At 56.3% G+C, this 22,729-nt stretch carries 19 protein-coding genes; 7 read left to right on the top strand and 12 right to left on the bottom strand.

The features are described 5' to 3' along the window. Positions 1 to 136 precede the first annotated feature (136 nt). The 4 genes from NZ823_06000 to NZ823_05985 all read right to left on the bottom strand — a co-directional run bounded on the left by NZ823_06000 (position 137) and on the right by NZ823_05985 (position 3,391). On the bottom strand, positions 137 to 1,744 hold the full coding sequence (locus NZ823_06000) for a hypothetical protein (protein MCS6804686.1): 1,608 nt from the start codon (positions 1,742 to 1,744) through the stop codon (positions 137 to 139). 391 nt (positions 1,745 to 2,135) lie between these two features. Further along, entirely contained in the window at positions 2,136 to 2,540 is a 405-nt protein-coding gene (locus tag NZ823_05995; protein ID MCS6804685.1) for a hypothetical protein, read from the bottom strand. 73 nt (positions 2,541 to 2,613) lie between these two features. Beyond that, positions 2,614 to 2,931, bottom strand: a complete 318-nt coding sequence (locus tag NZ823_05990; protein MCS6804684.1) for a hypothetical protein — start codon at positions 2,929 to 2,931, stop codon at positions 2,614 to 2,616. 169 nt (positions 2,932 to 3,100) lie between these two features. Beyond that, on the bottom strand, positions 3,101 to 3,391 hold the full coding sequence (locus NZ823_05985; protein ID MCS6804683.1) for a hypothetical protein: 291 nt from the start codon (positions 3,389 to 3,391) through the stop codon (positions 3,101 to 3,103). Between the two features lie 1,287 nt (positions 3,392 to 4,678). Here NZ823_05985 and NZ823_05980 point away from each other — a divergent pair. From NZ823_05980 to NZ823_05970, 3 genes are read left to right on the top strand one after another with little or no spacing between them, the layout of a single operon-like run. Then, entirely contained in the window at positions 4,679 to 5,245 is a 567-nt protein-coding gene (locus NZ823_05980; protein ID MCS6804682.1) for a sigma-70 family RNA polymerase sigma factor, read from the top strand. Between the two features lie 55 nt (positions 5,246 to 5,300). Then, positions 5,301 to 5,681 (top strand): four helix bundle protein, encoded by a 381-nt coding sequence (locus tag NZ823_05975; GenBank protein MCS6804681.1) that lies wholly within the window; start codon positions 5,301 to 5,303, stop codon positions 5,679 to 5,681. A 5-nt stretch (positions 5,682 to 5,686) separates the two neighbouring features. Beyond that, the gene (locus NZ823_05970) at positions 5,687 to 8,428 is read left to right on the top strand and encodes a serine/threonine-protein kinase (protein ID MCS6804680.1); all 2,742 of its coding nucleotides are present in this window, start codon (positions 5,687 to 5,689) and stop codon (positions 8,426 to 8,428) included. A gap of 24 nt (positions 8,429 to 8,452) precedes the next feature. Here NZ823_05970 and NZ823_05965 read toward each other — a convergent pair whose 3' ends face one another. Both NZ823_05965 and NZ823_05960 read right to left on the bottom strand, forming a co-directional pair. Then, positions 8,453 to 8,761: a DUF5615 family PIN-like protein gene (locus NZ823_05965; protein ID MCS6804679.1), complete on the bottom strand. Its 309-nt coding sequence runs from the start codon at positions 8,759 to 8,761 to the stop codon at positions 8,453 to 8,455. Between the two features lie 217 nt (positions 8,762 to 8,978). Then, positions 8,979 to 9,797, bottom strand: a complete 819-nt coding sequence (locus NZ823_05960) for an SAM-dependent chlorinase/fluorinase (protein ID MCS6804678.1) — start codon at positions 9,795 to 9,797, stop codon at positions 8,979 to 8,981. A gap of 82 nt (positions 9,798 to 9,879) precedes the next feature. On the opposite strand from NZ823_05960, the gene nifS reads away from it, so the two are divergent. After that, on the top strand, positions 9,880 to 11,076 hold the full coding sequence (nifS, locus tag NZ823_05955; protein MCS6804677.1) for a cysteine desulfurase NifS: 1,197 nt from the start codon (positions 9,880 to 9,882) through the stop codon (positions 11,074 to 11,076). 3 nt (positions 11,077 to 11,079) lie between these two features. Continuing rightward, positions 11,080 to 11,454, top strand: coding sequence for an iron-sulfur cluster assembly scaffold protein (locus NZ823_05950; GenBank protein MCS6804676.1), 375 nt, complete (start codon positions 11,080 to 11,082; stop codon positions 11,452 to 11,454). Here the strand turns inward: NZ823_05950 and NZ823_05945 are convergent. The 4 genes from NZ823_05945 to NZ823_05930 form a co-directional block, all read right to left on the bottom strand. Beyond that, a complete protein-coding gene (locus tag NZ823_05945) occupies positions 11,444 to 13,417 on the bottom strand; it encodes an ATP-dependent DNA helicase (GenBank protein MCS6804675.1) in 1,974 nt (657 codons plus the stop codon). The genes NZ823_05950 and NZ823_05945 overlap by 11 nt on opposite strands. 2 nt (positions 13,418 to 13,419) lie before the next feature. Next, positions 13,420 to 14,604, bottom strand: a complete 1,185-nt coding sequence (nagA, locus tag NZ823_05940) for an N-acetylglucosamine-6-phosphate deacetylase (GenBank protein MCS6804674.1) — start codon at positions 14,602 to 14,604, stop codon at positions 13,420 to 13,422. Between the two features lie 6 nt (positions 14,605 to 14,610). Next, the gene (locus tag NZ823_05935; GenBank protein MCS6804673.1) at positions 14,611 to 14,997 is read right to left on the bottom strand and encodes a hypothetical protein; all 387 of its coding nucleotides are present in this window, start codon (positions 14,995 to 14,997) and stop codon (positions 14,611 to 14,613) included. A 188-nt stretch (positions 14,998 to 15,185) separates the two neighbouring features. Further along, positions 15,186 to 16,112 carry an RluA family pseudouridine synthase gene (locus tag NZ823_05930; GenBank protein MCS6804672.1) on the bottom strand — a complete coding sequence of 309 codons (927 nt, stop codon included), beginning with the start codon at positions 16,110 to 16,112 and terminating at the stop codon, positions 15,186 to 15,188. A 97-nt stretch (positions 16,113 to 16,209) separates the two neighbouring features. Between NZ823_05930 and NZ823_05925 the strand changes: the two genes are divergently transcribed. Then, positions 16,210 to 17,967 carry a Na+:solute symporter gene (locus tag NZ823_05925; protein MCS6804671.1) on the top strand — a complete coding sequence of 586 codons (1,758 nt, stop codon included), beginning with the start codon at positions 16,210 to 16,212 and terminating at the stop codon, positions 17,965 to 17,967. A gap of 27 nt (positions 17,968 to 17,994) precedes the next feature. On the opposite strand, the gene murQ is transcribed toward NZ823_05925, so the two are convergent. Beyond that, positions 17,995 to 18,903, bottom strand: coding sequence for an N-acetylmuramic acid 6-phosphate etherase (gene murQ, locus NZ823_05920; GenBank protein MCS6804670.1), 909 nt, complete (start codon positions 18,901 to 18,903; stop codon positions 17,995 to 17,997). Positions 18,904 to 19,125: 222 nt separating this feature from the next. Here murQ and NZ823_05915 point away from each other — a divergent pair, with 222 nt between their 5' ends. Further along, positions 19,126 to 20,889, top strand: coding sequence for a glycoside hydrolase family 3 protein (locus NZ823_05915; GenBank protein MCS6804669.1), 1,764 nt, complete (start codon positions 19,126 to 19,128; stop codon positions 20,887 to 20,889). A 114-nt stretch (positions 20,890 to 21,003) separates the two neighbouring features. Here NZ823_05915 and NZ823_05910 read toward each other — a convergent pair whose 3' ends face one another. Next, positions 21,004 to 22,560 carry a family 10 glycosylhydrolase gene (locus NZ823_05910; GenBank protein ID MCS6804668.1) on the bottom strand — a complete coding sequence of 519 codons (1,557 nt, stop codon included), beginning with the start codon at positions 22,558 to 22,560 and terminating at the stop codon, positions 21,004 to 21,006. Positions 22,561 to 22,729: the final 169 nt, after the last annotated feature.

The following is a 22,729-nucleotide window of genomic DNA, read 5'->3' as shown; positions in this document are numbered from 1 at the left end:
CAGGAACCTGACGATCAGAAGAGTTATTGACTCCGCGAATCGGCGCGAATCCACGCCAAAAGTTTCTCAGACCGCTTCATTCCATTTGCGTCTATTCGCGCCATTCGTGGATTGTCCAACTGTGTTCCATCACTGCTCACTTGACGCTGACCAGCACGCGGATCACGCCCGTCCCCTGGCCGTCAAAATTCTCCAATGCTTTGCCCAGCACCGCGCCCACCAAACGGCTCTGATCTGTGGCCTTCATGGCGTGGCCAGGAAGGCTCGATGTCACCAACAAATCACCACGACGGATCGGGCCATTCTCAGCGCTCACCTTGGTGGGAATCACGCCAACGATGCCCAGCGGCACCGTGTCTTCGTGCGCATCGTCCATACTTCGCTCCGTCAGCAGCACGCCGGACTTGGTCGAATACACGCCGGCTACTAACGTGGAGTACGGCTCGCGGCTTTTCTCCACCGTGCGATCCGTGCGCGTGGAGATCACCAACACATCGCCCGGCTCGTAGGCGTGCACGGACCCTTCGACTTCAAAGGCTTCGGCCACATCCGCGCCGCTATTTTGCGTGCCGCCGTTGAAGAAGCCCCGTCCCGTTTTGTCGAAGCGCACACGATTGGCATTGCTGCTGCGAAAGACTGCCAGATTGCCCGTCGCTCCGTTGTGATCAACCAGCAAGCCCGTCCCATTGCCCGTCATGGTCGCCGCCACGCCCGAACCGGTCCCGTCGGAGACGCCCCACACGGCGGGCGCCGTGCTCATGCTGTTGGCGATCTGCCCGAGCACGCCCACGCCGAGCCCTTGATGGACGCCTCGCACGGCTGAAGAGGTGCTGGTGGTTAAACTAATCTGACCTAAAATCGCCCCCGTATCGGGCATGGCAGCGTGTCCCCAGATGGCCGGATTGCTTTGCTGCTGCTGCAAGAATTGGGACAACTCCACAGGCAGAACAGTCTGCGCGTCGGCAGCCGACTGATTCAAAATTTCCTGCTGCTCGTTTATGACGTCGGTGGTGGTGAGTTTGCCGGATTGCCCAGGCGGCCTTTTTTGGGCAAATAGGCTCGGCCTGATGCCCGAGACATCGAGGAACGCCCCAGCCGTGTTGCTCCCTGTCATATCCCGTCCAAAGTATAGAACGACTGGTAAAGGACGTTGGGCTAGCTCACCTGGCGCGCTGGACTGACCCCCTGGCGCATTCTTTGTAATAACAACTTTGTGATCGACATAAGAAAGAACGCTGTCTCCCCCTTTCGTTTCTCCTGGGCCTTCTAGCTGCACGCTGGAGGGTTCTATTTTCGTGACACCTCCTCGTTGGCTAGCACACTCGCAACAACATGGGGATCTCTGAGAATTTGGGATCAGATTCGAGTTATCGAGCGGTTTCCACCTCAAGTTGCGGCGCGAAGCCGTTAGTTGCGCACGCTGGGCCAGCTCAGCGCCGTTGCCCACGGTGATCCCCAACCAATACGGCTTCTCCGGCGGCACATCGAGCGGCTTGACACGTCCCAACATCACACTGAACACGCCGCTCGTGACCGTCACCGGCTGCGTTTCTTCCCACAGCGCCGTCCCCCCTGCGGCGACATCATACAAACGAAATGTGAGTGAAACGGGGCCATCGGGAAGCGGACGACCCTGAGCATCCGTGAGCACGCCCTGATACCTCATCGGTTGCGGGCTTTGGGCGAAACTCATCGACATTTGACAAAGCGTCATCAGTACAACCATCACTACTGTACGTTTCATAACCTGATTCCTCCTTTTGAGTCTTTAGAATTAAATTCATCAAAACATCCTTATTGGAACAAACAGTTTTGCTCATGTACTGAATGAGTGCCACTGCCGCCTGCCAGGACGGAAATTCCTGGGAGCGCACGCATCCTTGCCTGCAAGCTTTGAATGAAAGGCAGCACGCTGGAAGGTTGCGCCCCCAGGGACGCTAAGGACATACCGTGTGAAACCCCATCGTCTTTGACGATAGGTAATGAATCGGGCTGGTTCCCGTCGTTGTTGCTGCTTCTCCGTCCCAATACTCCTGAAGAAGCTGAGATGCTCGCGGACAAGCTGACAGCAAAGAGAGTCGGCAAAATGAGAACGCTCTTGCTCATCATAGTTCTCTCCTTGAGCGTAGTTGCCTTCACTGTCCCCTCGACTGACAGTCAGCCTTGACGCGAAGCTCGACAGGATACCGCAGTTCGCTGATGGCCACTCTGTATTTTACAACTTTTTCAACCTCTAAAATTGGCACCCTGGGATGTGGGTCACCACCATGTCTGACAATGATGTGGTCCATTGTTATGCGAGCCCCTGGCTCGATGGACCCAGGTAATAACTCATATTCTCCCTCGCCTTGCACGTCCGCACGCCACCGAAGAACCTGGATGCTCTCTGACCAATTATTCTCGACCTGAACCGCGTACTTAGCTTCTCCTGGATGTTGAAAGAGCTGTTTCTCTTCCGGCACAACCGAGAAAATGATCTCATCCTGTACATCATTATCCTCGTCCACGCCACCCTTGACTGTTCGAGTTATGTCTGGCATCGCTTAATCCTCCTTGAGCTTGGTCGTTGAGAACAACTCGTCATTAGCCTTCTGACACCCATAACGAAGACGGCTAATCTCGCACGGATAGCCCTGTGTCGAGTTGTGCAAGGGTTTCGCCATCCAATGTCCATCTGGCCACTATCCTATATTTCCCTGGTTGAGAGGGAGCATCGAAATAATCTCGCACGATCCACCCTTCCCCTTCGATCGTTCCCTCTGCTTTCCATTGTCTCTTCCCCAACCTTCCTCCGCGTAACTCCTTGTATACCGCGAGGTGATAATCGTTGGCCGAAATCTCATCTTGGTCTGCAAGATACCCGATAACCACCGTCACCTCTCCATTGGGCTTGGTGGAACTGGGAATAACTTTCAGTTCATATTCAGCCATCGTCTCGTCTCCTTGTTTGATGACCTGACAAGTACCCAATGGCGAACTTCTCGACACATCCCTCTGCCATCGGTCAGGCCAAACTTCAAATCGTGTGAACCGGCGTGGCTCCGCAGCAACTGGTTCCTTCCCGCGAAAGCCGACCGGAATGTTTCATCCTCACGGGTGTTCAGCAACAGTTGCTCACCAGGCGGCGGGCCGCGTCGGCTGTCAGTCTGGGACGGGTCTGTCGCGGCACATTCGTGATGGCAAAACTGGTGGCAGCCTCCGTCCCTTCGATGACAGCATCTACCAAATAAACGCCCGGTATGTTGTTGGCCGTGAACATGGCCGAGGCCATCCCATTGGCGTTGGTACGCGTTCGGAAATAAGTCGCGCCCGCTGGTGTTGCTCCAGCAAATGTGCCAGTCGAGCCTGACTCGGGAGCAATGAAGATCACATCCACGTCCCTTAACGGCATCCCATTCCGGTTCGTGACTATCACCTCAAGTGTTTCCCTGGCCCGTGGCAGCATGATCCGTCCATTCCGAAATGACGGCACGGAGATCAAAGGCAGTGCCTCATCTTGGGCTTTGGTGAGAGGCAGGTGGCTGCCCGCACTCATAAGCGCCATTAACAAGAGCACGGAGAGTGCTAATCGAAGACCATAAGCGCACCTGTGACCATAGCCCAGTGGAACAAAAAGATGGTGGTTTTCTATTCTCGTCTGCGAATCAATCTTTTCCATAATCCCTTCTTTGTCTCACTTGGGGCCAGCGTCTCGCAAGCCCTCAGTTAATAAGGCGAGATTCCGGGCCGAATTCCCTCACGGCGCCGAGATTTTTTCACAGATATCATGCGTGTCATACCGATTGTGGATTGCAGATTGCGGGTTTCAGTTTATGAGTTGCGGCTTCAAGAATCACAAATGCCACGCAACTCCCCCGAAAACCCTAGGAGCCTGGGCATCTGCCTGCTCGGTTAGCCCGCTCGAAGCGGGCGCTCCCAGGTTTTCATCATTGGTGGCCTGCTGTCGCACATGGGCGATTCGCCGGAAAATTACATTTTCATCGTTTGTGGCGTGCCTCAGCTCATGGGCAGTTCCTGACTCAATATGTTGACTTTTGGACCTCGCTCATTGGAATTTGTATCGAGTTTCGGATTTCGTGCTTTGAATTTATCGCTCCGCGAAAATAGCCCACGAAAAACCCGAAAGACGCGAAAGAATTTCTTTTTCATCGTTCGTGGCGAGCGCGAAGCTCATGGACGATTCTCCGTCAACCAAAGTTCGCGTTCAAGATTCAAATGGTGCTAGATCACTTCTGCGAGCAGAACGAGCTACTATCAAACACCCGGTTAAGCACAGGTTGATTGAAAATACAAGCCCTCAACTTCGGTGTTACGCAGGTCACTTTTACTGGAATCCCTGTAAGCCTGCCGCAGCAGGCGCGAGAGAATAGCCCTGGGTGAAGCGGGAGCGGAACCCTGGGCTCGCGCCACCACCAATCAATTGAGCTCGTGAAACGGGCGGCAGAGATCAGCCGAATCTGTCGCCCACTACGTAGGCTGGACGATTAATGCGGCTCGACACCCAGCCTTCCGCGTGGCTCCACGCTGGGCTACTCTCTGTTGCCCACTTCGTGGGCTGAGTTCCTTTCCCAGTACATAGGACCTGACTAGCGTGTCATTCCCTGCATTGACTGGAATCGCGTCAACATGTTACAAACCCCTTCGGTAGGATACGTTACAAACACAGGTGGGAGGGGCCATGACCGATCCATCCACCAAAGATCTGACTCGGCTGCTGGTGGCGTGGCGAAACGGCGATCAGCGTGCGCTGGATCAACTCATGCCCATCGTCTACGAGGAACTTCACCGGTTAGCTCAACACTATATGCACGGCGAACGCTCTGACCACACGCTGCAACCTACGGCGCTCATTCACGAAGCTTATCTCCGACTGATCGAATTAAAAGATATAACCTGGCAGGATCGCGTCCATTTCTTCGCCGTGGCCGCCCAGATGATGCGTCGCGTCCTGGTTGATTATGCTAAAAGCCATCGCGCCGCCAAGCGAGGCAGTGGCGAACATAAACTTTCGCTGGAGGAAGCAGCCGATGTCGCCCAAGAGCGCACTCCGGACTTGGTCGCACTGGACGAGGCGCTACAAAGCCTGGCCGCCATCGATCCGAGGAAAAGTCAAATCGTCGAGCTAAAATTTTTTGGGGGGCTCACCATTGAAGAGACGGCCGAAGCGTTGGGTATTTCACACGCCACGGTTGAACGCGAGTTGAAAATGGCCATGGCGTGGCTTGGTCGCGAAATGAAAAAATAGTTAAGAGTTATTGGTTATTTGTTACTTGTTATTTGTTGCTTGTCTGAGAGTCAATATGATGAAGAAGAGCTTTGAGGGTCTGCAAGTTTATCAACTGGCGGAGCGGCTAGCTGATGGTATATGGGAGATCGTTATTGAATGGGATGATTTCGCCAAGGACACTGTGGGAAAACAACTCGTGCGCGCCGCCGATAGTATTGGCGCCAATATCGCTGAAGGAACTGGACGAGGCGCCTATCAGGACAATCGTCGGTTTGTGACCATTGCCAGAGGTTCTCTGTATGGAACCAGACATAGGCTCAGACGGGCTTACAATCGTAGGCTGTTGACGAAGGAGCAGGTGAACAACCGGAAACCAGTCATAAGTGAGCTTGTTCCCAAACTGAACGCCTACCTGCGATCTCTCAGCACTGCCGCCAAAAGACAAGACCAATAACCACTATGACACCAGACCGCTGGCAACAAATCCAGGATGTCTTTTATGCCACTTTGGAGCGCGAACCAGGTCAACGGGCGGCGTACTTGGACGAGGTCTGTGCCGGGGATCTGGACCTACGCGCTGAAGTCGAGTCGCTGCTAGAGTCGGCTGAACGAGCCGAGAGCCTCGTTCACGCGGCCATAGAGGACGTAGTCACACTCGCCACCCAGGAACAAGCCCCATCAGAAGCCGGGCAGCAGGTTGGTCCTTATCAGCTCATCCGCGAGATTGGGCACGGTGGAATGGGCACGGTCTATCTGGCGGCGCGCGCTGACGAGCAATACCAGAAGCAGGTCACCGTCAAGCTAATCAAACGCGGCATGGATACGGACGAGATCATTCGCCGTTTCCGCCACGAACGGCAGATTCTAGCCAATCTGGATCACCCGAACATTGCCCGACTCCTGGACGGTGGCACCACCGAAGATGGGCGGCCTTATTTCGTGATGGAATACGTCGAAGGCCAGCCCATTGACGAGTATTGCCACGCCCACGCCCTGTCAACTAGAGAGCGATTGAAGCTCTTTCGCACGGTCTGCTCCGCCGTGCACTACGCCCATCAAAATCTGGTCGTGCATCGTGATCTGAAGCCCAGCAACATTCTCGTCACGAGCGACGGCGTGCCCAAGCTGCTGGACTTTGGTGTGGCCAAGCTGCTGCATCCTGAATCTGATGCTCAGACGCTCACCGCCACCGTGATGGGACTGCGACCGATGACGCCAGAGTACGCCAGCCCGGAGCAGGTGCGAGGCGAGCCGATCACGACGGCCAGCGATGTCTGTTCGCTCGGAGTGCTCCTGTACAAACTGCTGACCGGCCACCCACCGTATCTGTTCAAAAGCCACTCGCTGCAGGAGATTGAACGGGTCATTTGCGAGGAAGAGCCGGAGAAACCCAGCACGGCTGTTAGCCGTCAGTGGTCAGTGGTCGGTGGTCGGTGGTCAGTGGCAACGGACGAAAGACAACGGTCAACGGACGAAAAACAACGGTCAATGGACGAAGAACAACGGACAGCGAAAAAGCTTCGCCATGAGCTTGAAGGAGATTTGGATAACATTGTGTTGATGGCGATGCGCAAAGAGCCGCAACGCCGCTACTCGTCTGTGGAGCAATTCTCAGAAGACATTCGGCGACACTTGGTGGGGCTGCCGGTCATTGCTCAAAAAGGCACCGTCAGGTATCGAGTTGGAAAGTTCATTGGGCGACACAAGATTGGGATCGTGGTGACAGCAGCCTTCGTGGCGCTTATCATCGGCTTTGGCGTTACCATGGCCATCCAATCGGCCAGGATTGCGCGGGCGTTAGAGAGGGCCGAGCAGGGAGAGGCCAAAGCCAAGCAGGTGTCAGCGTTTTTGGTAGACCTGTTCAAGGTTTCTGATCCGAGCGAAGCCCGGGGCAATACAATCACGGCGCGAGAGATTCTAGACAAAGGGGCAGAGAAAATCGGCAAGGAGCTGAAAGGCCAGCCGGAGGTGCAAGCAACGATGATGGACACGATGGGTCGGGTGTACCAGAGCCTTGGATTGTATGACCAGGCCGCCCCGCTGCTGGAAGAGGCGCTGAAGCGGCGGCAGCAGATGCTGGGGGAGGAACATCTAGATGTAGCCAGTAGCCTGGACAGTTTGGGCGGATTGTGGCACGACAAGGGCCAGTATGAGGCAGCCGAGCCGCTTTTTCGCCAGGCGCTGACGATGCGTCGCAAGCTACTCGGCGACGAGCATCCAGATGTGGCGACGAGTCTGAACAACCTGGCGTTGTTACACTACGACAAAGCCGATTATGAGGCAGCCGAGCCGCTGTTCCGTGAGGCGCTGACAATGCGCCGCAAACTCCTGGGTGAGCAACATCCAGATGTGGCGCAGAGCTTGAATAACCTGGCGTTGCTGTTGAAATCCAAAGGCAATCTGGCGGCGGCTGAGCCGCTCTACCGCGAGGCGCTGGCGCTCCGTCGCAAGTTGTTGGGCGAAGAGCATCCGCTCATCGCTCTCAGCTTGTATAACCTCGCGACGTTGCTACACACCAAGGGCGAGCTCGAAGCCGCCGAACCCTTGTTCCGCCAAGCCCTCGCTATTGATCGCAAATTGCTGGGAAACGAGCACCCGGATGTGGCGGCTGACATGAACAATCTGGCTCTCTTGCTGCAAGACAAGGGGGATTATGAGGCCGCTGAGCCGCTGTTGCGCGAGGCGCTGGCCATCCGCCGGAAAGCGCTGGGCGAGCAGCACCCGCTGGTGGCCTTCAGCTTGTTTAACCTGGCTGGATTGCTGCACGTCAAAGGTGACCTGGCGCCGGCCGAGCCGCTGTACCGACAGGCGCTCGAGCTGCGACGAAAGACATTGCCGGAAGGGCATCCGGCTGTTGCTACTTCACTGGTCGGACTTGGCGTGCTTCTGACCGACAAGGGGAACCCACAGGCTGCCGAACCGCTCCTGCGCGATGGCCTCAACGCTCTGCGCCGAACACTACCTGAAGATCACTGGTGGATTGCTCAGGCCGAGAGCGGACTCGGCGCGTGTCTGGTGGCGTTGCGGCGATATGACGAAGCCGAACCGCTGTTGGTGAAAAGCTACGCCACACTCAAGGCTCAACGCGGAGGGCGAAACCGACACACGCAGCAAACGCTCCAGCGGCTGATTGACCTCTACGAAGCCTGGGGCAAGCCGGGGAAGGCTGCCCAGTATCGCGCTCACTTGCCCCAGCCGTAAGATCGCGACAGATCAATAGTGCGCTCATCCAGATTTCCGAATCCGGTGACCGACAGGTTCCATGACAACAAAGCGCCCACTCAAATCCTCGTCCGCGTGCTCATGCAGGAACCGCTCTAATTCTTGATGGGTCGTAGGCGTCGCTGGCTTCACTCGCAGTAAAATGACTCCCGAATGAGGTTGCTGCGACAGAAACGCCAGTTGCCCAAATCCCTTATCGCGCGTGATAAGAAATCGTCCAGCTTCGTGGGCATAACGTAGCAACTGGGCATCACCGAGGCGGAATAAGCTCACCTGCCGAGCACGGACTACGTTGTGCCCCAACGCCATCAGCCACTTTACGGTTAGCCATAAACATCTTGGTCGGTGAAGAATCTCGTGCTGCTACTGGGGCGAGATGGACCTGCTCAGATTCGGTCTTGGATTCCTGCAGAGACTGGAAGGCCGACCGAACAGACATATCGGCCAGACTCAACGTTCCTCGTTGGAACTACGTGAGGTAGGGAGCCGTTAGCCGAACGCTTCATCTTGTAATCACGTGAGGCATCTGTTACCCGAGCGCGTGATCAGTTTCGATATACACGTCCACGGTCGTTCCCACCGAGGCGTTCAGAATTCTTTCTGCTGAATCCTGGTAAACAGCGATCTCGACTCGGCCTGTACTGCCGACCACCGCAAATGGTTCCTCGGCGGCAGCCTCGGCAAAATGCGATTGAAATCGCGTGATGCGCCGCTCATTCACCACAAGCGTGGCGCCGCGCAGCGCCACGTCCGATGAAAGATGTTGACCGGTCAGGTTTGTGAGTAAATTGCCAAAGCGATCAACGTGAATGACCTGTCCACGTATGTGAGTGGCGCTGATCCGTTCAGGTTGAGGCAGCTCAAATCGGACAGGATCATGGATCGGCTGGCCGAACGATTCAGGGGCAACGCCTGCCGATAACCATGCGGCCACCGGCGCGAAAATGTCGCGCCCGTGAAATGTCCGGCTGACCGGCTTGCGGAAATAGTGCTCCGCCGTGATGTGAATGATGGCGCGCACATCCTCTTGCGCGTAAACGAAACTGAAAATCCCGTTGTCCGGCCCAACAAACAGGTGCATAGGAGTGAGCACGATGATTGGCCGGCGAGCGGAGCCGACGCCCGGGTCCACAATCGCCACATGAATCGTACCCGGTGGAAATTCAGCATAGGCCTGAGCAAGTGTGAACGCCCCCTCGCGCACATCATGCGCGCGGATGGTATGCGTGATGTCAACGATGTGGACGGCTGGATTGATAGATAAGATGACGCCTTTCATCGCGCCGACAAAAAAGTCATCAAGGCCGAAATCGGTCGTCAGCGTAATCACTGAAGGTCGAGTGTTCATGCAGGTGTTGTAGCTTAACAGCACTGTTACTGGCAAGAGATTGACAAGCTCTCACTGTGGAGCCTATAAGTTGCACAGGGCTATGAAGAGAATTTACCTTGATAACAGCGCGACGACAGCGGTTGATCCGCCGGTTTTAGAAGCGATGATCCCTTACTTCGTCGAAGATTTCGGGAACGCTTCGTCGGTGCATCTGTTTGGGCAGAAGGCGAAGGCAGCGGTCGAAGCCGCGCGGGCGCAGGTAGCCGAGTTGATCGGCGCCGATCCCCGCGAGGTCGTATTTACCAGCGGCGGCACAGAAGCTGATAATCTGGCCGTTAAAGGCGCTGCATGGGCGTTGGCCAATTATGGCCGACACATCATCACATCGAAGATTGAACATCCGGCTGTGTACAATTGCTGTCAGCAACTGGAACAGCGCGGGTTTGAAGTCACCTATTTGCCGGTTGACGAGACCGGTTTGATTCGGCTCGATGAGCTCGAGCGCGCGCTCCGTGACGACACGATTCTCATCAGCGTAATGGCGGCCAATAACGAAATTGGGACCTTGCAGCCGATTGCCGAGATCGGTCAGATGGTCGCCGCGTGGCGGCGTCGGCAGCACACATCCTATCCGTATGTGCACACCGATGCCGTTCAAGCGGTTGGTAAAATTCCTATCAATGTTGACGAATGGGGCGTTGACTTGCTCTCTCTGAGCGGGCACAAGATTCATGCTCCGAAAGGAATCGGCGCGCTGTACGTCAGGCAAGGCATTCGATTGGAAGCTCACATGCACGGCGGCCATCATGAGCGAGACCGCCGCGCCGGCACGGAAAATGTGCCCGGCATCGTGGGGCTGGGCAAAGCGGCTGAACTGGCGCGAGAGCACGGCGCTGAGTGGATGAACCGTGTGCGTGAGCTGCGCGATTACATGGAGACAGAAATTGAGCGACGCATCCCGGATGTCGTTTTTAATGGTCACCGCCAGCGTCGCGTTCCCAACGTGTGCAACTGCAGCTTTCGTTCGATTCAAGGTGAAGCGCTGATGATCCGGCTCGATCTGCGCGGCGTGGCTGTGTCCACCGGCTCGGCCTGCGCCTCCGGTTCGATTGAACCTTCGCCTGTATTGTTAGCATTGGGGCGTGATCGTGAATTGGCTCGCGGCAGCATTCGAATTTCGCTTAGCAAGAACACAACCCGTGAAGAGATTGATGAAGCTCTCGAAATTCTGACTCAAGAAGTTGAAGCATTGCGCGCCATGTCGCCGTTGGAAAGAACGGCGACGACTCAAGCATAGACATTGTACACGGGCAAACTGGCAGAATTGATCCAATATCCACGCCACGTCGGTGAAGTGGCCGAACCGTCAGGCGTCGCCGATGTCACGAATCCGGTGTGCGGCGACCGATTACGATTGAGCGTGCTCGTTGTTGATCATGTGATCAAGGAGGCAAAATTCAAAGCCTACGGCTGCGCGCCAACCATTGCCGCAGGTTCGGTTGCTGCCGAGATGCTCATTGGGCGATCTGTTGAACAGGCCTTGCGTATCAGCCGTGACGAGATCAATCAAGCATTGGGTGGTCTGCCAGCAAGCAAGCTGCATTGCGCCACGCTCGCCGTGGATGCCATTGAGGCGGCCATGCGCGATGTCGAGCGACGGAAGGCTATTTCTTGACCAATTCCCAACCCTTTTCCGTCAGCCCAATCAGCGGGTAGGTGTGTTGCTTTTTCTGAATGACGAGAAAGTTATTGGCCATGAGCCACTCAATGGTTTGTTGGATTTCGCTTTGTTTCAGATAAGCGAGTCGTCCGTGAAAAAGCGTTTGATCGAGCCTCCAGCGTTTGATTGTTTGATTGTGTGATCCGCGCAGCACGGCGATGATCGTGCTCTGACCGAAGCGGAAGTTCATCGCAGCAACACACTGGAGGATCACGCGGGCCGTTTCCATGTCGTGAATGTTCGACGCGGCGGCAGTGGGCGGCGATTGTGGAGCGGATGGTTGTGGAGCGAGAGATGTCTGCTGGCGTTGCAGGCTCCGCAGCCTGTGTGATTGACGCCTCAACGATTCTTTCAACGCATGACCTGAAGGCGCATGGGCGATGAAGAAATCGTCCATATCGGTGGGCGCTGGCTGTCGAGTTGTTCGGAGAGGGCGAGTGGGTGAGTGGCAATTCGAGCAAGCGCCGCAACGCTCCAACTTTTTCCTGTCCCCAAAGTAATTGAGGATGAACCGACGCAGGCATTGGCCGGTTGAAGCGTAATCAATCATCTGCTGGAGTTTCCATTGATCGTAGGCCGCTCGCCGCGCCAATTCCACTTGATCAATGTTCAACGTGTCACGCGGTTCTGGGTCGAGCATTCGGATCAGATAGGCCTGCTCATCGGTATGCCCGCGTCGCATGAGCTGGATGTGGCCAGCCTTTTCCAGTTTGACCAGCGCTGTGCCCACAGCCATCACGTGACGGACATCAATTGCCTCGGCGATTTGCGCTGAGGTGATTTCCAGTTGAGGCGCGGCTCGTTGCCACAGATACCTGTAGACGCGAGCGATCAGCTCCGGATGAGGGTTGTCAGCTTCGAGGAAATACTGTTGAATGACCACGTCTCTCGGGGCAAACAGCAATGTGCACGTTGACGGGCGTCCATCTCGGCCTGCCCGCCCAATCTCTTGATAGTAGCTCTCGATTGAATCAGGCATATTGAAGTGCGCAATCCATCGAATATCCGGTTTATCAATGCCCATGCCAAAAGCATTGGTTGCGACAATCGCCTCCACCTGATTGTTCATGAACGCATCCTGTGTGCGGTTGCGCTCATCGGCGGTCAGGCCGGCGTGATAGGGAAGCGCGCGAATGCGTCGGAAGGTGAGTTCGCGGGCTAACCATTCTACAATTTTTCTGGTCGCCGCATAGACAATGCCAGGTCCCGACATATCACGCAGGAAACCATCCAGCGCGGCCAGCTTCGATTTTTGTGTTTTTGTCTGGTCAACGCTCAGGTGTAGATTGCTGCGGTCGAAGCCGGCGACGAAATGATCGGCCTGCGTCAAGCCCAGTTGCTCAGCGATGTCCACTCGAATGTGTGGCGTGGCTGTCGCGGTGAGCGCCATGACGGGCGGATGATTCAAGGTTTGAATGACATCGCGAAGCCGAAGGTAATCGGGTCGAAAATCATGTCCCCACTGGGAAATGCAGTGCGCTTCGTCCACCACGAATAACGAGAGTGGTACCTGTTTGAGCGCATTCACAAAATAGGCTGAGCGAAATCGTTCTGGCGCGATGTACAAAATGCGCAGTTGACCGGCCAGGAATGCTGAGAGCGTCTCTTTTTGTTGTTCAAACGGGATCGAGCTATTGATGAACGAGGCGGTGATGGCTCGGTTTTGCAACGCGGCTGTTTGATCTTTCATCAGCGCGATCAATGGTGAAATGACAATCGTTCGCCCTGGCAGCAGCAAGGCGGGCAATTGATAGCAGAGCGATTTTCCGCTGCCGGTCGGCATGACCACGATGCAATTGTGCCCTTGCAGCACGGCAGCGATGACCTCGGCCTGTCCTTCGCGGAAGTCGTGGTAGCCGAACTGCCGTTGCAAGACGGCTCGCGCCAGATTGATCTTGTCAGCCGCTGCGTCTTGCATTCTCACGTTGCCTGATAAGCCATCTGCCCGTTCACCATGACGAAATGGATCGCGCCGGCTTCGTCGAAACAGATGAGGTCGGCGCGTTTTCCTTTTTCAATCGAACCACACAACCCATCAATGCCGACGACGCGAGCCGGACTGAGCGATGCCATCTTAAAGAGGTCCGACAGGCGGTAACCACGTCGCCACAGGTTACATACAGCATCCCACAGGCTGATGACCGAGCCAGCGATGGTCCCGCTTGCGTTGCGCGTGCGCCCGTTTGTCACCTCGATTGTTTCGCCCCACACCTGATACACGCCGTCGCCCAGTCCGGCAGGCGCAATGGCATCGCTGATGAGCGCCATCTGATTCGAACCCTTAAGCCGGTTGATCAGTTCGATGACGCGCCAGTCAACGTGATGACCATCGGCAATCACGTCGAGAGTCACGTTTTGGTTGAGCAAGGCCCAGCCGAACACGCCCGGCTGCCGATGATGAAGCGGCGCGAGCGCGTTGGGGAAATGAGTGACGTGGCGAGCGCCCGCCGCGCTGGCTGCCTCGCAGACCTCGAACGAGGCCTGGCTGTGTCCAATTGAAACGACGTAACCGTGATCGGCAAGCGTGCGGATCAGCGCCAATCCGCCTTGAATCTCCGGCGCAACCGTCATCATGCGGATAGGAATTTGTGTTGTGAGAGCGTGATCGAGAAAGACATCAGCCGAAGTCGCCGAGGAGAAATCGCGGATGTATTCGACGCGCAACGCGCCGCAACGAGACGGATTGACAAATGGTCCTTCAAAATGAATGCCGAGGACTTGCGCTAGATTCACTGGTTGCCTCTGGCGATAGTGACTGACCGCCTCAATGACCCGGACAAAACTGCTTTCGTCCGTCGGGACTGTCGTCGGCAAGTAGCGTGTGACGCCCTGTTTCACCAGAAAGCGGGAGAGCGTCGCCAGATGATCGGCGGTGGCATCCAACACATCCACGCCGTTGGAGCCATGAATGTGAAGATCAATCAGGCCGGGAGCAAGATACCGTCCACCAAGGTCGAGGATTTGATCAACCGCCGGTATCTGATCCCAACGCGGCGACACATGCTCAATACCGCGCCCGTTTGTTACAACGGCTCCGTCGGTCAGAACCGCATCAGGCAGGATAATCTGGCAGTGTTGGAACGCGACTCGTGGCAGCATTGGCATATCCAGTTATCGTTCAGCGGTGCACCCAGGGACAGGTGCATTCCATAGCGAGTAGGATATTGTTTGATCCTGCGTGATGGCCTTTCTTGCTGCACAACCCAGCTCTAACGCCTGAATTGGCGCCTGCTCCAGCGTCTCCACTTGCGCTCGGGATGCGCGTTGAAAATCTCGTGCGTCACGCCCGTCAATGGGAACCTCTTTAATCTTGTTCGATTGGGGAATGCCATCCAACATGTGGGAGGTAGATTCATCTTGAGGCGTGCCGGCCTGGATCTCAGCGGCGCCGGCCGGGGCTAGCATCGTTCCGGCGATCCAACTACGGAACGTTTGGCCGTGAACATACCATGAAGACCCAATCAACATGAAAAGAAATACCAAGTGCAACAGGTGCATTGGAGATTCACTCTTGCGCGTCAAAGCCCTCCCTTGAGAATGTGGCACAGGCGTTCCTGCCTGTGTTCCATTTTCATTCTTCGTGGCGCGCCATCGCATAGGGACGACTCCTGCGGTGAATTGGGTTGAATTGCATTTTGCGGCATGATAGCCATCTCCAGGAGGCCTGTAAAGCTGATTGACGCAGTTCACGCGCTAGCGTTCTGGCGCAAGCGGCGAATAAATTGATCAAGCTCTTCGGGCAATGGCGAGGTAAAAGAAAGCCATTGGCCAGTTCGTGGATGACGAAACTGGAGAAACGAGGCGTGCAGAAAATGGCGGCGCAGAAGTGACGACTCGCACTCTTGCCGGGCATAAAGCTCTTCGCCGGCCAGCGGATGACCCAGCGCCGCTAGATGAATCCTGATCTGATGCGTGCGCCCCGTTTTGGGTTCCGCTTCGAGCAACGTAAACGCGCGGAAGCGTTCAATGACTCGCACAATGGTCAACGTCTGGCGCCCTTCGGGTGAGGCGTGCCAGTGAGGAAATGTCTCGCCGGTCCATGCGATCGGCAGTCGGATCTCCAGATGGTCTTGTTCAACGACGCCGTGCACAAGCGCCAGATATTTTTTCGTGACCATGCGCTTGCCAAAGTGCCGAGAGAGGACGCGGTGCGCCTGCTCAGTTTTGGCGATGACCATCAATCCGGAGGTGTGCCGATCGAGCCTGTGAATGAGGCCGGGACGAGCCGATGGATCGTGCTGTTGCAAGTAGTGTGTCAAGGCATTCATGAGTGTGCCGCAGCGCACGCTCTTGCTTGGATGGACGAGCATATTAGCCGGCTTGTCCACGACGAGGATATGTTCGTCTTCAAACACAACGGTGATCGGAATTGCCTCCGGGATGAATGCGTGTGAGCAGGGAATTGGTGTAGAGACTTCGACCAGATCGCCGGCTTTGAGCTTATAGCTGCGCCGTCGCGCTTGTTGATTAACGGTGACCAATCCGTTGGCAATGGCTTGTCTGAGCGCGTAACGTCCGGCTGTTGTCATGCGCCGAGCCAGGAAGTGATCCAACCGCATGCCTTCGGCTTCAGCGCCGGCCTCCAGCAGCGTCTTGCTGATTTCTTCGCCCATACGGACTCCAGTATAGCGCAACGTCGCGACGGACCACACGCGCCTCGCGCCACTGACGACGGGCAATCATTTGTGCTAGAGTAGCGCCTCCACCATTATGAAACTGACCGTTGCCGATTGGTTGATTATCGTCGCGTATTTTGTTTTATCGCTGTTGGTCGGGTTGTATTACACTCGTCGCGCCAGCAAGAACGTGGATGAGTATTTTCTGGCCGATCGAAGCGTCCCGTGGTGGTTAGCTGGCACCTCCATGGTCGCCACAACGTTTGCGGCTGACACGCCGTTGGCGGTGACCGGCATGGTCGCCAATCATGGTGTGGCCGGCAACTGGCTGTGGTGGAACTTCGTCATGAGCGGCATGCTGACGGTCTTTTTTTATGCGCGGCTGTGGCGGCGCGCCGGCGTGATGACCGATGTTGAATTTGTCGAAATTCGCTATGCTGGCCGACCGGCTGCATTCCTGCGTGGCTTTCGGGCGCTTTACCTGGCCATTCCGATCAACTGCATCATTCTTGGTTGGGTGACACTTGGCATGGCCAAGGTGATCGGATTGTCGTTAGGTGTGGGCAAGTGGCAAGCGATCCTCATTTGCATGAGCGTGACTGCGCTCTATTCGGTGCTATCGGGCTATTGGGGCGTATTGGTGACCGACGCCGTGCAGTTTCTCATCGCGATGATCGGTTCGGTCGCTTTGGCGTATTTTGGCCTGAACGTGCTGGGCGGGATTGATGGACTCATTGCTCGGCTCGAGCAGCACTATGGAGATACCGAGTCGTTGTTGGCGGTCTGGCCGGGGACAGACTCTGCCTGGATGCCGCTGTCCACGTTGCTGGTCTATCTCGGCGTGCAGTGGTGGGCTTCGTGGTATCCGGGCGCAGAGCCGGGCGGCGGCGGCTATGTGGCGCAACGCATCTTCTCGGCCAAAAATGAGAAGCACAGCTTGCTGGCCACGCTCTGGTTTTCCATCGCGCATTATGCGCTGCGACCGTGGCCGTGGATTCTGGTGGCGCTCTGTTCGATGGCGCTCTATCCGGAGCTGACGGATAAAGAATCTGGATACGTGCGGGTCATGGTAGACCATTTGCCGCCGCTGTGGCGTGGGTTGTTGCTAGCGTCATTTGCCGCTGCCTACATGTCAACGGTGGCCACGCAACTGAATTGGGGCGCGTCCTATCTGGTCAACGATTTCTATCGCCGATTCATTCGGCGCGATGCCGGGCCGCGCCATTATGTGATTGTTTCTCGCCTGGCCACAGTTGGCGTGACGTTGATGGTGATGGTGGTTGCGTACTATCTGGAAACTGTGGAAGGAGCGTGGAAAATTCTGATCAGTCTTGGCGCGGGAACGGGGCTGGTCTACATCCTGCGCTGGTTTTGGTGGCGGATCAATGCCTGGTCAGAAATCAGCGCGATGGCTGGGGCGCTCATCGTGAGCTTGATTGTGCAACAGTTTCCTCAGTTCAGCGCTGATGATCCGCGCGGTTTCGCTGCTTCAATGCTGATCACCGTCAGCGCGACGACGTTGATCTGGATGACGGTGATGTGGTTGACGCCGGCGGAGCCGGATGAGACGTTGCGGTCATTTTATCGGCGCGTGCGCCCCGATGGTCCTGGCTGGCGACGCATCGCGCAGCAGGAAGGCGTTGAGTCGCCTGGTCAGTTGGGCGATTTGTTTGTGAGTTGGTTGCTGGGCTGTGGATTGGTCTACCTGTTTCTCATCGGCATCGGCAAATTGGTATTTGGTCAGTGGCAGAGTGGCTTGAGTTATCTCGCGCTGGGAGCGCTGGCCGGCATCATCATCTTCTGGCTTCTTGAGCGGCGCGGCTGGCAATCGCTCAGTGATCGTCCTGCGTGAGCGGCGCGGCTGGCCATCATGGAGCAATCACGGCTTATCCACTCGGTTCAAAAGAGCAAGGGCTCGCTTAATGGAGTGATTGGATTTTGCCAGCGCGTCGCGGGCGTGATCGGCAGTGACCTGAGCCTGCCGCATCACAAACGCCACTTTCAAGTCCCACTGAGCTGAGCTGAGTAATTCGATAGCCTCTTGCTTACTCATGCCGAACTGAGCCTGCAAAATGCCACAGGCGCGCTGCCGCAGTTTCTCATTCTTCAGTTGCAGATTGGCCATCAGATTGTCATAGGTGTAACCCAGGCGAATCATGACGCCGGTGCTGAGCATATTGAGCACCATTTTTTGCGCCGTTCCGGCCTTCATGCGGGTCGAGCCGGCGATGACTTCCGGTCCGACGACGGGCGTGATGCAGATATGCACCACGGTGGCCAGCTCTGGTTCAGGGTTGCAGGCGAGGCCGATGGTCAATGCGCCGAGTGCCCGCGCCTGTGTGAGGGCGCCGATTGTAAACGGCGTGCGACCGCTGGCCGCAATGCCGACGACGGCATCCTGCGCGGTGACGCCTCGTTCGATGATGGACTGAGCGCCGGCGTCCGGATCGTCTTCTGCAACTTCAACAGCGCGCCAGCAGGCTTCGTACCCGCCAGCGATGATGGCTTGCACGCGGTCAGGCGAAATGCCGAACGTGGGCGGGCATTCGACGGCGTCCAGCACGCCCAAACGTCCGCTTGTGCCTGTGCCGACATAAAACAATCGTCCGCCCTGTTGCCATCGCTCAACGATGGCGTCAATCGCCGCAGCAATACGAGGTAACTCGTCTGCAACCGCAGCGGCCACACGTTGATCTTGTTGGTTGATGAGCCTGACTAATTCCAGCGTGGAGACTTCGTCAATACCGACTGTCTCTGGGTTAACCTGCTCGGTGATTAACAGCGTCATGCGCCCAAGCGTAGCTAGTGATTTCAGGATGTCAAGCGTGAGGTTGTCATAAACAAGCAGCGGTGCGCCGCGCTGCCGCTGATCGTCGGCGCGGCCGTTGCCGCTGCATCAACGTGTTTGTGCCGCCGCTTACGGGACGATCAACAGGCCGATCCGTTTGCCACGACCGAGCAGTGGCGATACACTTACGCGCGCCTGTATGATCAAATATGGAGGTCTGCAATGAAACGAATGGCTCTTCTGTGGAGCGTCGTCTTGTTGACGAGCTTCATCGGCTTGGCTCAAGGGCAGCGCAGCCGTCAAAAACCTGTGCCGCCCAATGTGGATTGGGTCGAGCAGACGCTGGCCCAGATGTCGCTTGACGAGAAGGTCGGTCAGGTGATCTTTCCCGCTCTCACGTCAACGTTCACCAATAAAGATAGCGAGCGCTTCAAGGTGATTGAACGCAATATCAAGGAATTTCACGTGGGTGGGTATCATGCCTTCGGCGGCGACCCGGCCTCGTTGGCGCTCCTGGTGAATCGAATGCAAGGATTAGCGAAAACGCCGTTATTGATTACCGCTGATCTGGAAGGAGGGCCTGGCTATCAGATGGCAGGAGCGACGCGCCTGCCACGCGCCATGGCACTGGGCGCGAGCGGTCGTCAAGAGCTCGCTTATCAGGCTGGACGGATCGCCGCGATTGAAGGTCGGGCAATGGGCATCCATGTCAATTTCTATCCCGTCGTGGATGTCAACAACAATCCGCGCAATCCGATCATTAACATTCGCTCGTTTGGCGAAGATGTGGCGCTGGTGTCGCGGATGGCACAAGCTTATATCCGCGGCGCGCAAGAGCACGGCCAGATCGCCACTGCCAAGCATTTTCCCGGACATGGCGATACGAGTCAGGATTCGCATCTGGAGCTGGCTGTTGTGGACGTGAGTCGAGATCGGTTGAATCAAGTGGAATTGCCGCCATTCCGCGCCGCGATTGAAGCCCACGTGGGCGCTGTCATGACGACACACGTCTATATCCCTCGCGTGGAGCCAGAGCAAGGCTTGCCGGCCACGCTCTCAAAGACCGTGACCACAGACCTGTTGCGGCAGGAGCTGGGCTTCACCGGATTGATCTTCACCGACGCGATGGTGATGAAAGGCGTGGCTGATCGCTACCTGCCGGAAGATGCCGCGCGACGCGCCTTTCGGGCCGGCGCTGACATCATCTTGTTGCCGGTTGATGTGGAGAAGACGTTTCACGCGCTCAAGAGCGCCGTTCAATCCGGCGATATTCCGCTGGCCCGCCTGGACGAATCGGTGCGTAGGATTTTGCAAGCCAAAGCCAGACTGGGACTGAATAAAAATCGCTTCGTTGATCTGACCCAACTTGACACAGTGGTGGGCAATCTCGAACACGCGCAACTGGCGCGCGCCATGATCGAACAAGCCATCACGCTGGTCCGGGATGAAAAAGAAGCTGTGCCGCTTCGTTTGAACGCGGATCAGCGTCTGTTGTATGTCAATGTCAAAGACTTTGACGAAGGCTGGCGCGAGGGCAGGCCGGGAAATGCATTTGCTCAGGAACTGATGCAGCGACACCGGCAGACGATCAAAGTTGATGTGGATGATAAAACCACTAAGGACACGATCGAAGTCATCAAGCAATTGGCCTACGCCTCAGACGCAGTTGTGGTCACGGCGTTCATTCGCGTTTCAGCATATAAGGGCACGATTGATCTAAATCAGTGGCAGCTTGATCTGCTCAAGTCGCTGTCCAAGCTGGAACGGCCAGTGATCTTCATTGTGTTCGGGAGCCCTTATGTGCTGTCGTTTGTTCCTGAGCTGCCGAGCTACATGCTTACCTACGAGTATTACCCGGAGGCTGAACGCGCTGCCGTGCGCGCCATCATGGGGGAAATTCCTATAACAGGCAAACTGCCGACGAGTCTGCCCGGACTGTATCCTGTCGGCCACGGCCTGACGCGAAGTGCGTCACCAGCAAGATAGCAAGTGTCAATCGCCTGAGCGTGCGAGAGCATTGTGTCCGGTACTGGGGTGAGTCAAGATAGCGCCAGTGTCGGTAGCTCGACCGTGAGCGAAAACTGATCGTCGGAGGCAGCGTTAGTGCTCTATTCTTAAATTGGCGATGGTGACTTGCCCCGCAGCAATCAGGGCTGTGACCGATGCCGTAGCAACTCCGTTTCGCCTGACGCGAATCCGATATGAATCCGGCTCAAGCCCGACAGCGCCGAAAAAGCCGCTGCCATCGCTTTGAACCCACTTGATTGATGAATTGCTTGCCGATGCAATTTCGATCAATGCGCCATCAACCGGTTGACCGTCGGCAGATTTGACTGTGCCCATCACGTGTCCTTGTGTCGGGTGGGTTTTCCATGTCATCGGTGGCGTCGGCGCAGGATCGGCGAAGATGGGCGGTTGAACCGGATCGTAGGATGTTGGTTGTGAGAGCGCGCGATAAAATTCTGTGTTGGGGCGGATGATATTCGACGGGGGCGCCGCTGCGTTCGTCGTCGCATACGAGTAAAAAGCGATGCCATCGGCCCAGGCGCCTTGACGTGACGGCATGAGCAACGCGCGGCGCGCTTGCGCAAGGCTTCCCTCGATGCTGTTAAGGAATGCCCCGATGCCAATCACCACGTGACGATTGTAGCGATGATTCTTATCCCACTCGATCCAATCGTTGAACCATGTTCGTTGTGTTGTGTTATGTTCGCGGTCGTAGTTCATGACGATGGCCATGTCAATGATGCCTTCTTCGAGCCAGGCTCGCCAATCCTGGTAAACCTCGGCGTAAGCGGCTGAGGCACGCCAATCCGATTCGGTCACCGGCGCGGCGCCAAAGGCGATAGCGGCCATCGAAAGTTTCAAGTGAGGTTTGATGGCGATGACATGCAGGTAGATTTTCCTCACCAGGTTCGTCACTTGATCGCGGCGCCACTGTTGAAAGTCAGGATCAGCAGGCGAAGGAACAGCCGCGCGACCATAGCGGCGCTGGAACCGTTCGATATTCACCGGATTGTAGCCCCAGTTGCCGCCTTCGGGATAACGGATGATGTCAAGATGCAGGCCGTCAAGCTCGTAATGCTTGATCAGATGCACCAGCACGTTGACGGTATAGTCAACGGCATCAGGATGGCCGGGATCAAGGTAAATCCGACCGCCTCCAGCCGGCGCAAGCGCGCCGGTCTGATCGTGTGTCAGCCAGAAGTCACGACCTGTCTTGGTTGGGCCATGCTGGTTGTAAACGTGATTGGGATGGGCGGGCACGCCGAATGTTGTCTGCCAGATGGCCAGCGTGGCCACGAACGCATGCACCTCGATACCGTTGGCGCGAGCGCGTTCAATTGCATACTGAAGCGCGTCAAATTGCGGATTGTAGCTCGCATCCTGCGCGGGCGGTTCCAATGAGTTCAGGTAATATGAATCGCCGCGTCGTCGCACTTGCAGCAACAGCGCATTGACATTCGCTTGTTTGGCATGAGTGATGAGAGCGTCAATCTGCTCAGGCGTTTTGAATCCGGGATTGAACGCATCAACCCAGAAGGCGCGGAATTGCCCGGTAGGCGCTTGGCGCAGGGAAGCCATCATGGAAGTCTCCACACAGCAGGCGACGATCAACGTCATGCTCAGACATAACAAACCAGCGAGATAATTCATCGAGCTTCTCCACTGGGATTGTGGCATAGGCGTTCCCGCCTGTGCTCCATTTCATCGTTTCACCTGCGTCGTTACCGACGGTATGAACAACGCCTCAACTTCTGGCCGGCGAGCTGTTTCACGGATAGATCAAATACTTCGCTCGGAGGCGCCTGAAATCGTCCAGTGC

This window comes from Blastocatellia bacterium (assembly GCA_025054955.1).
In the GTDB taxonomy this organism is placed as follows: Bacteria; Acidobacteriota; Blastocatellia; order HR10; family J050; genus JANWZE01.
This window is presented reverse-complemented; position numbering and strand designations above follow the sequence as displayed.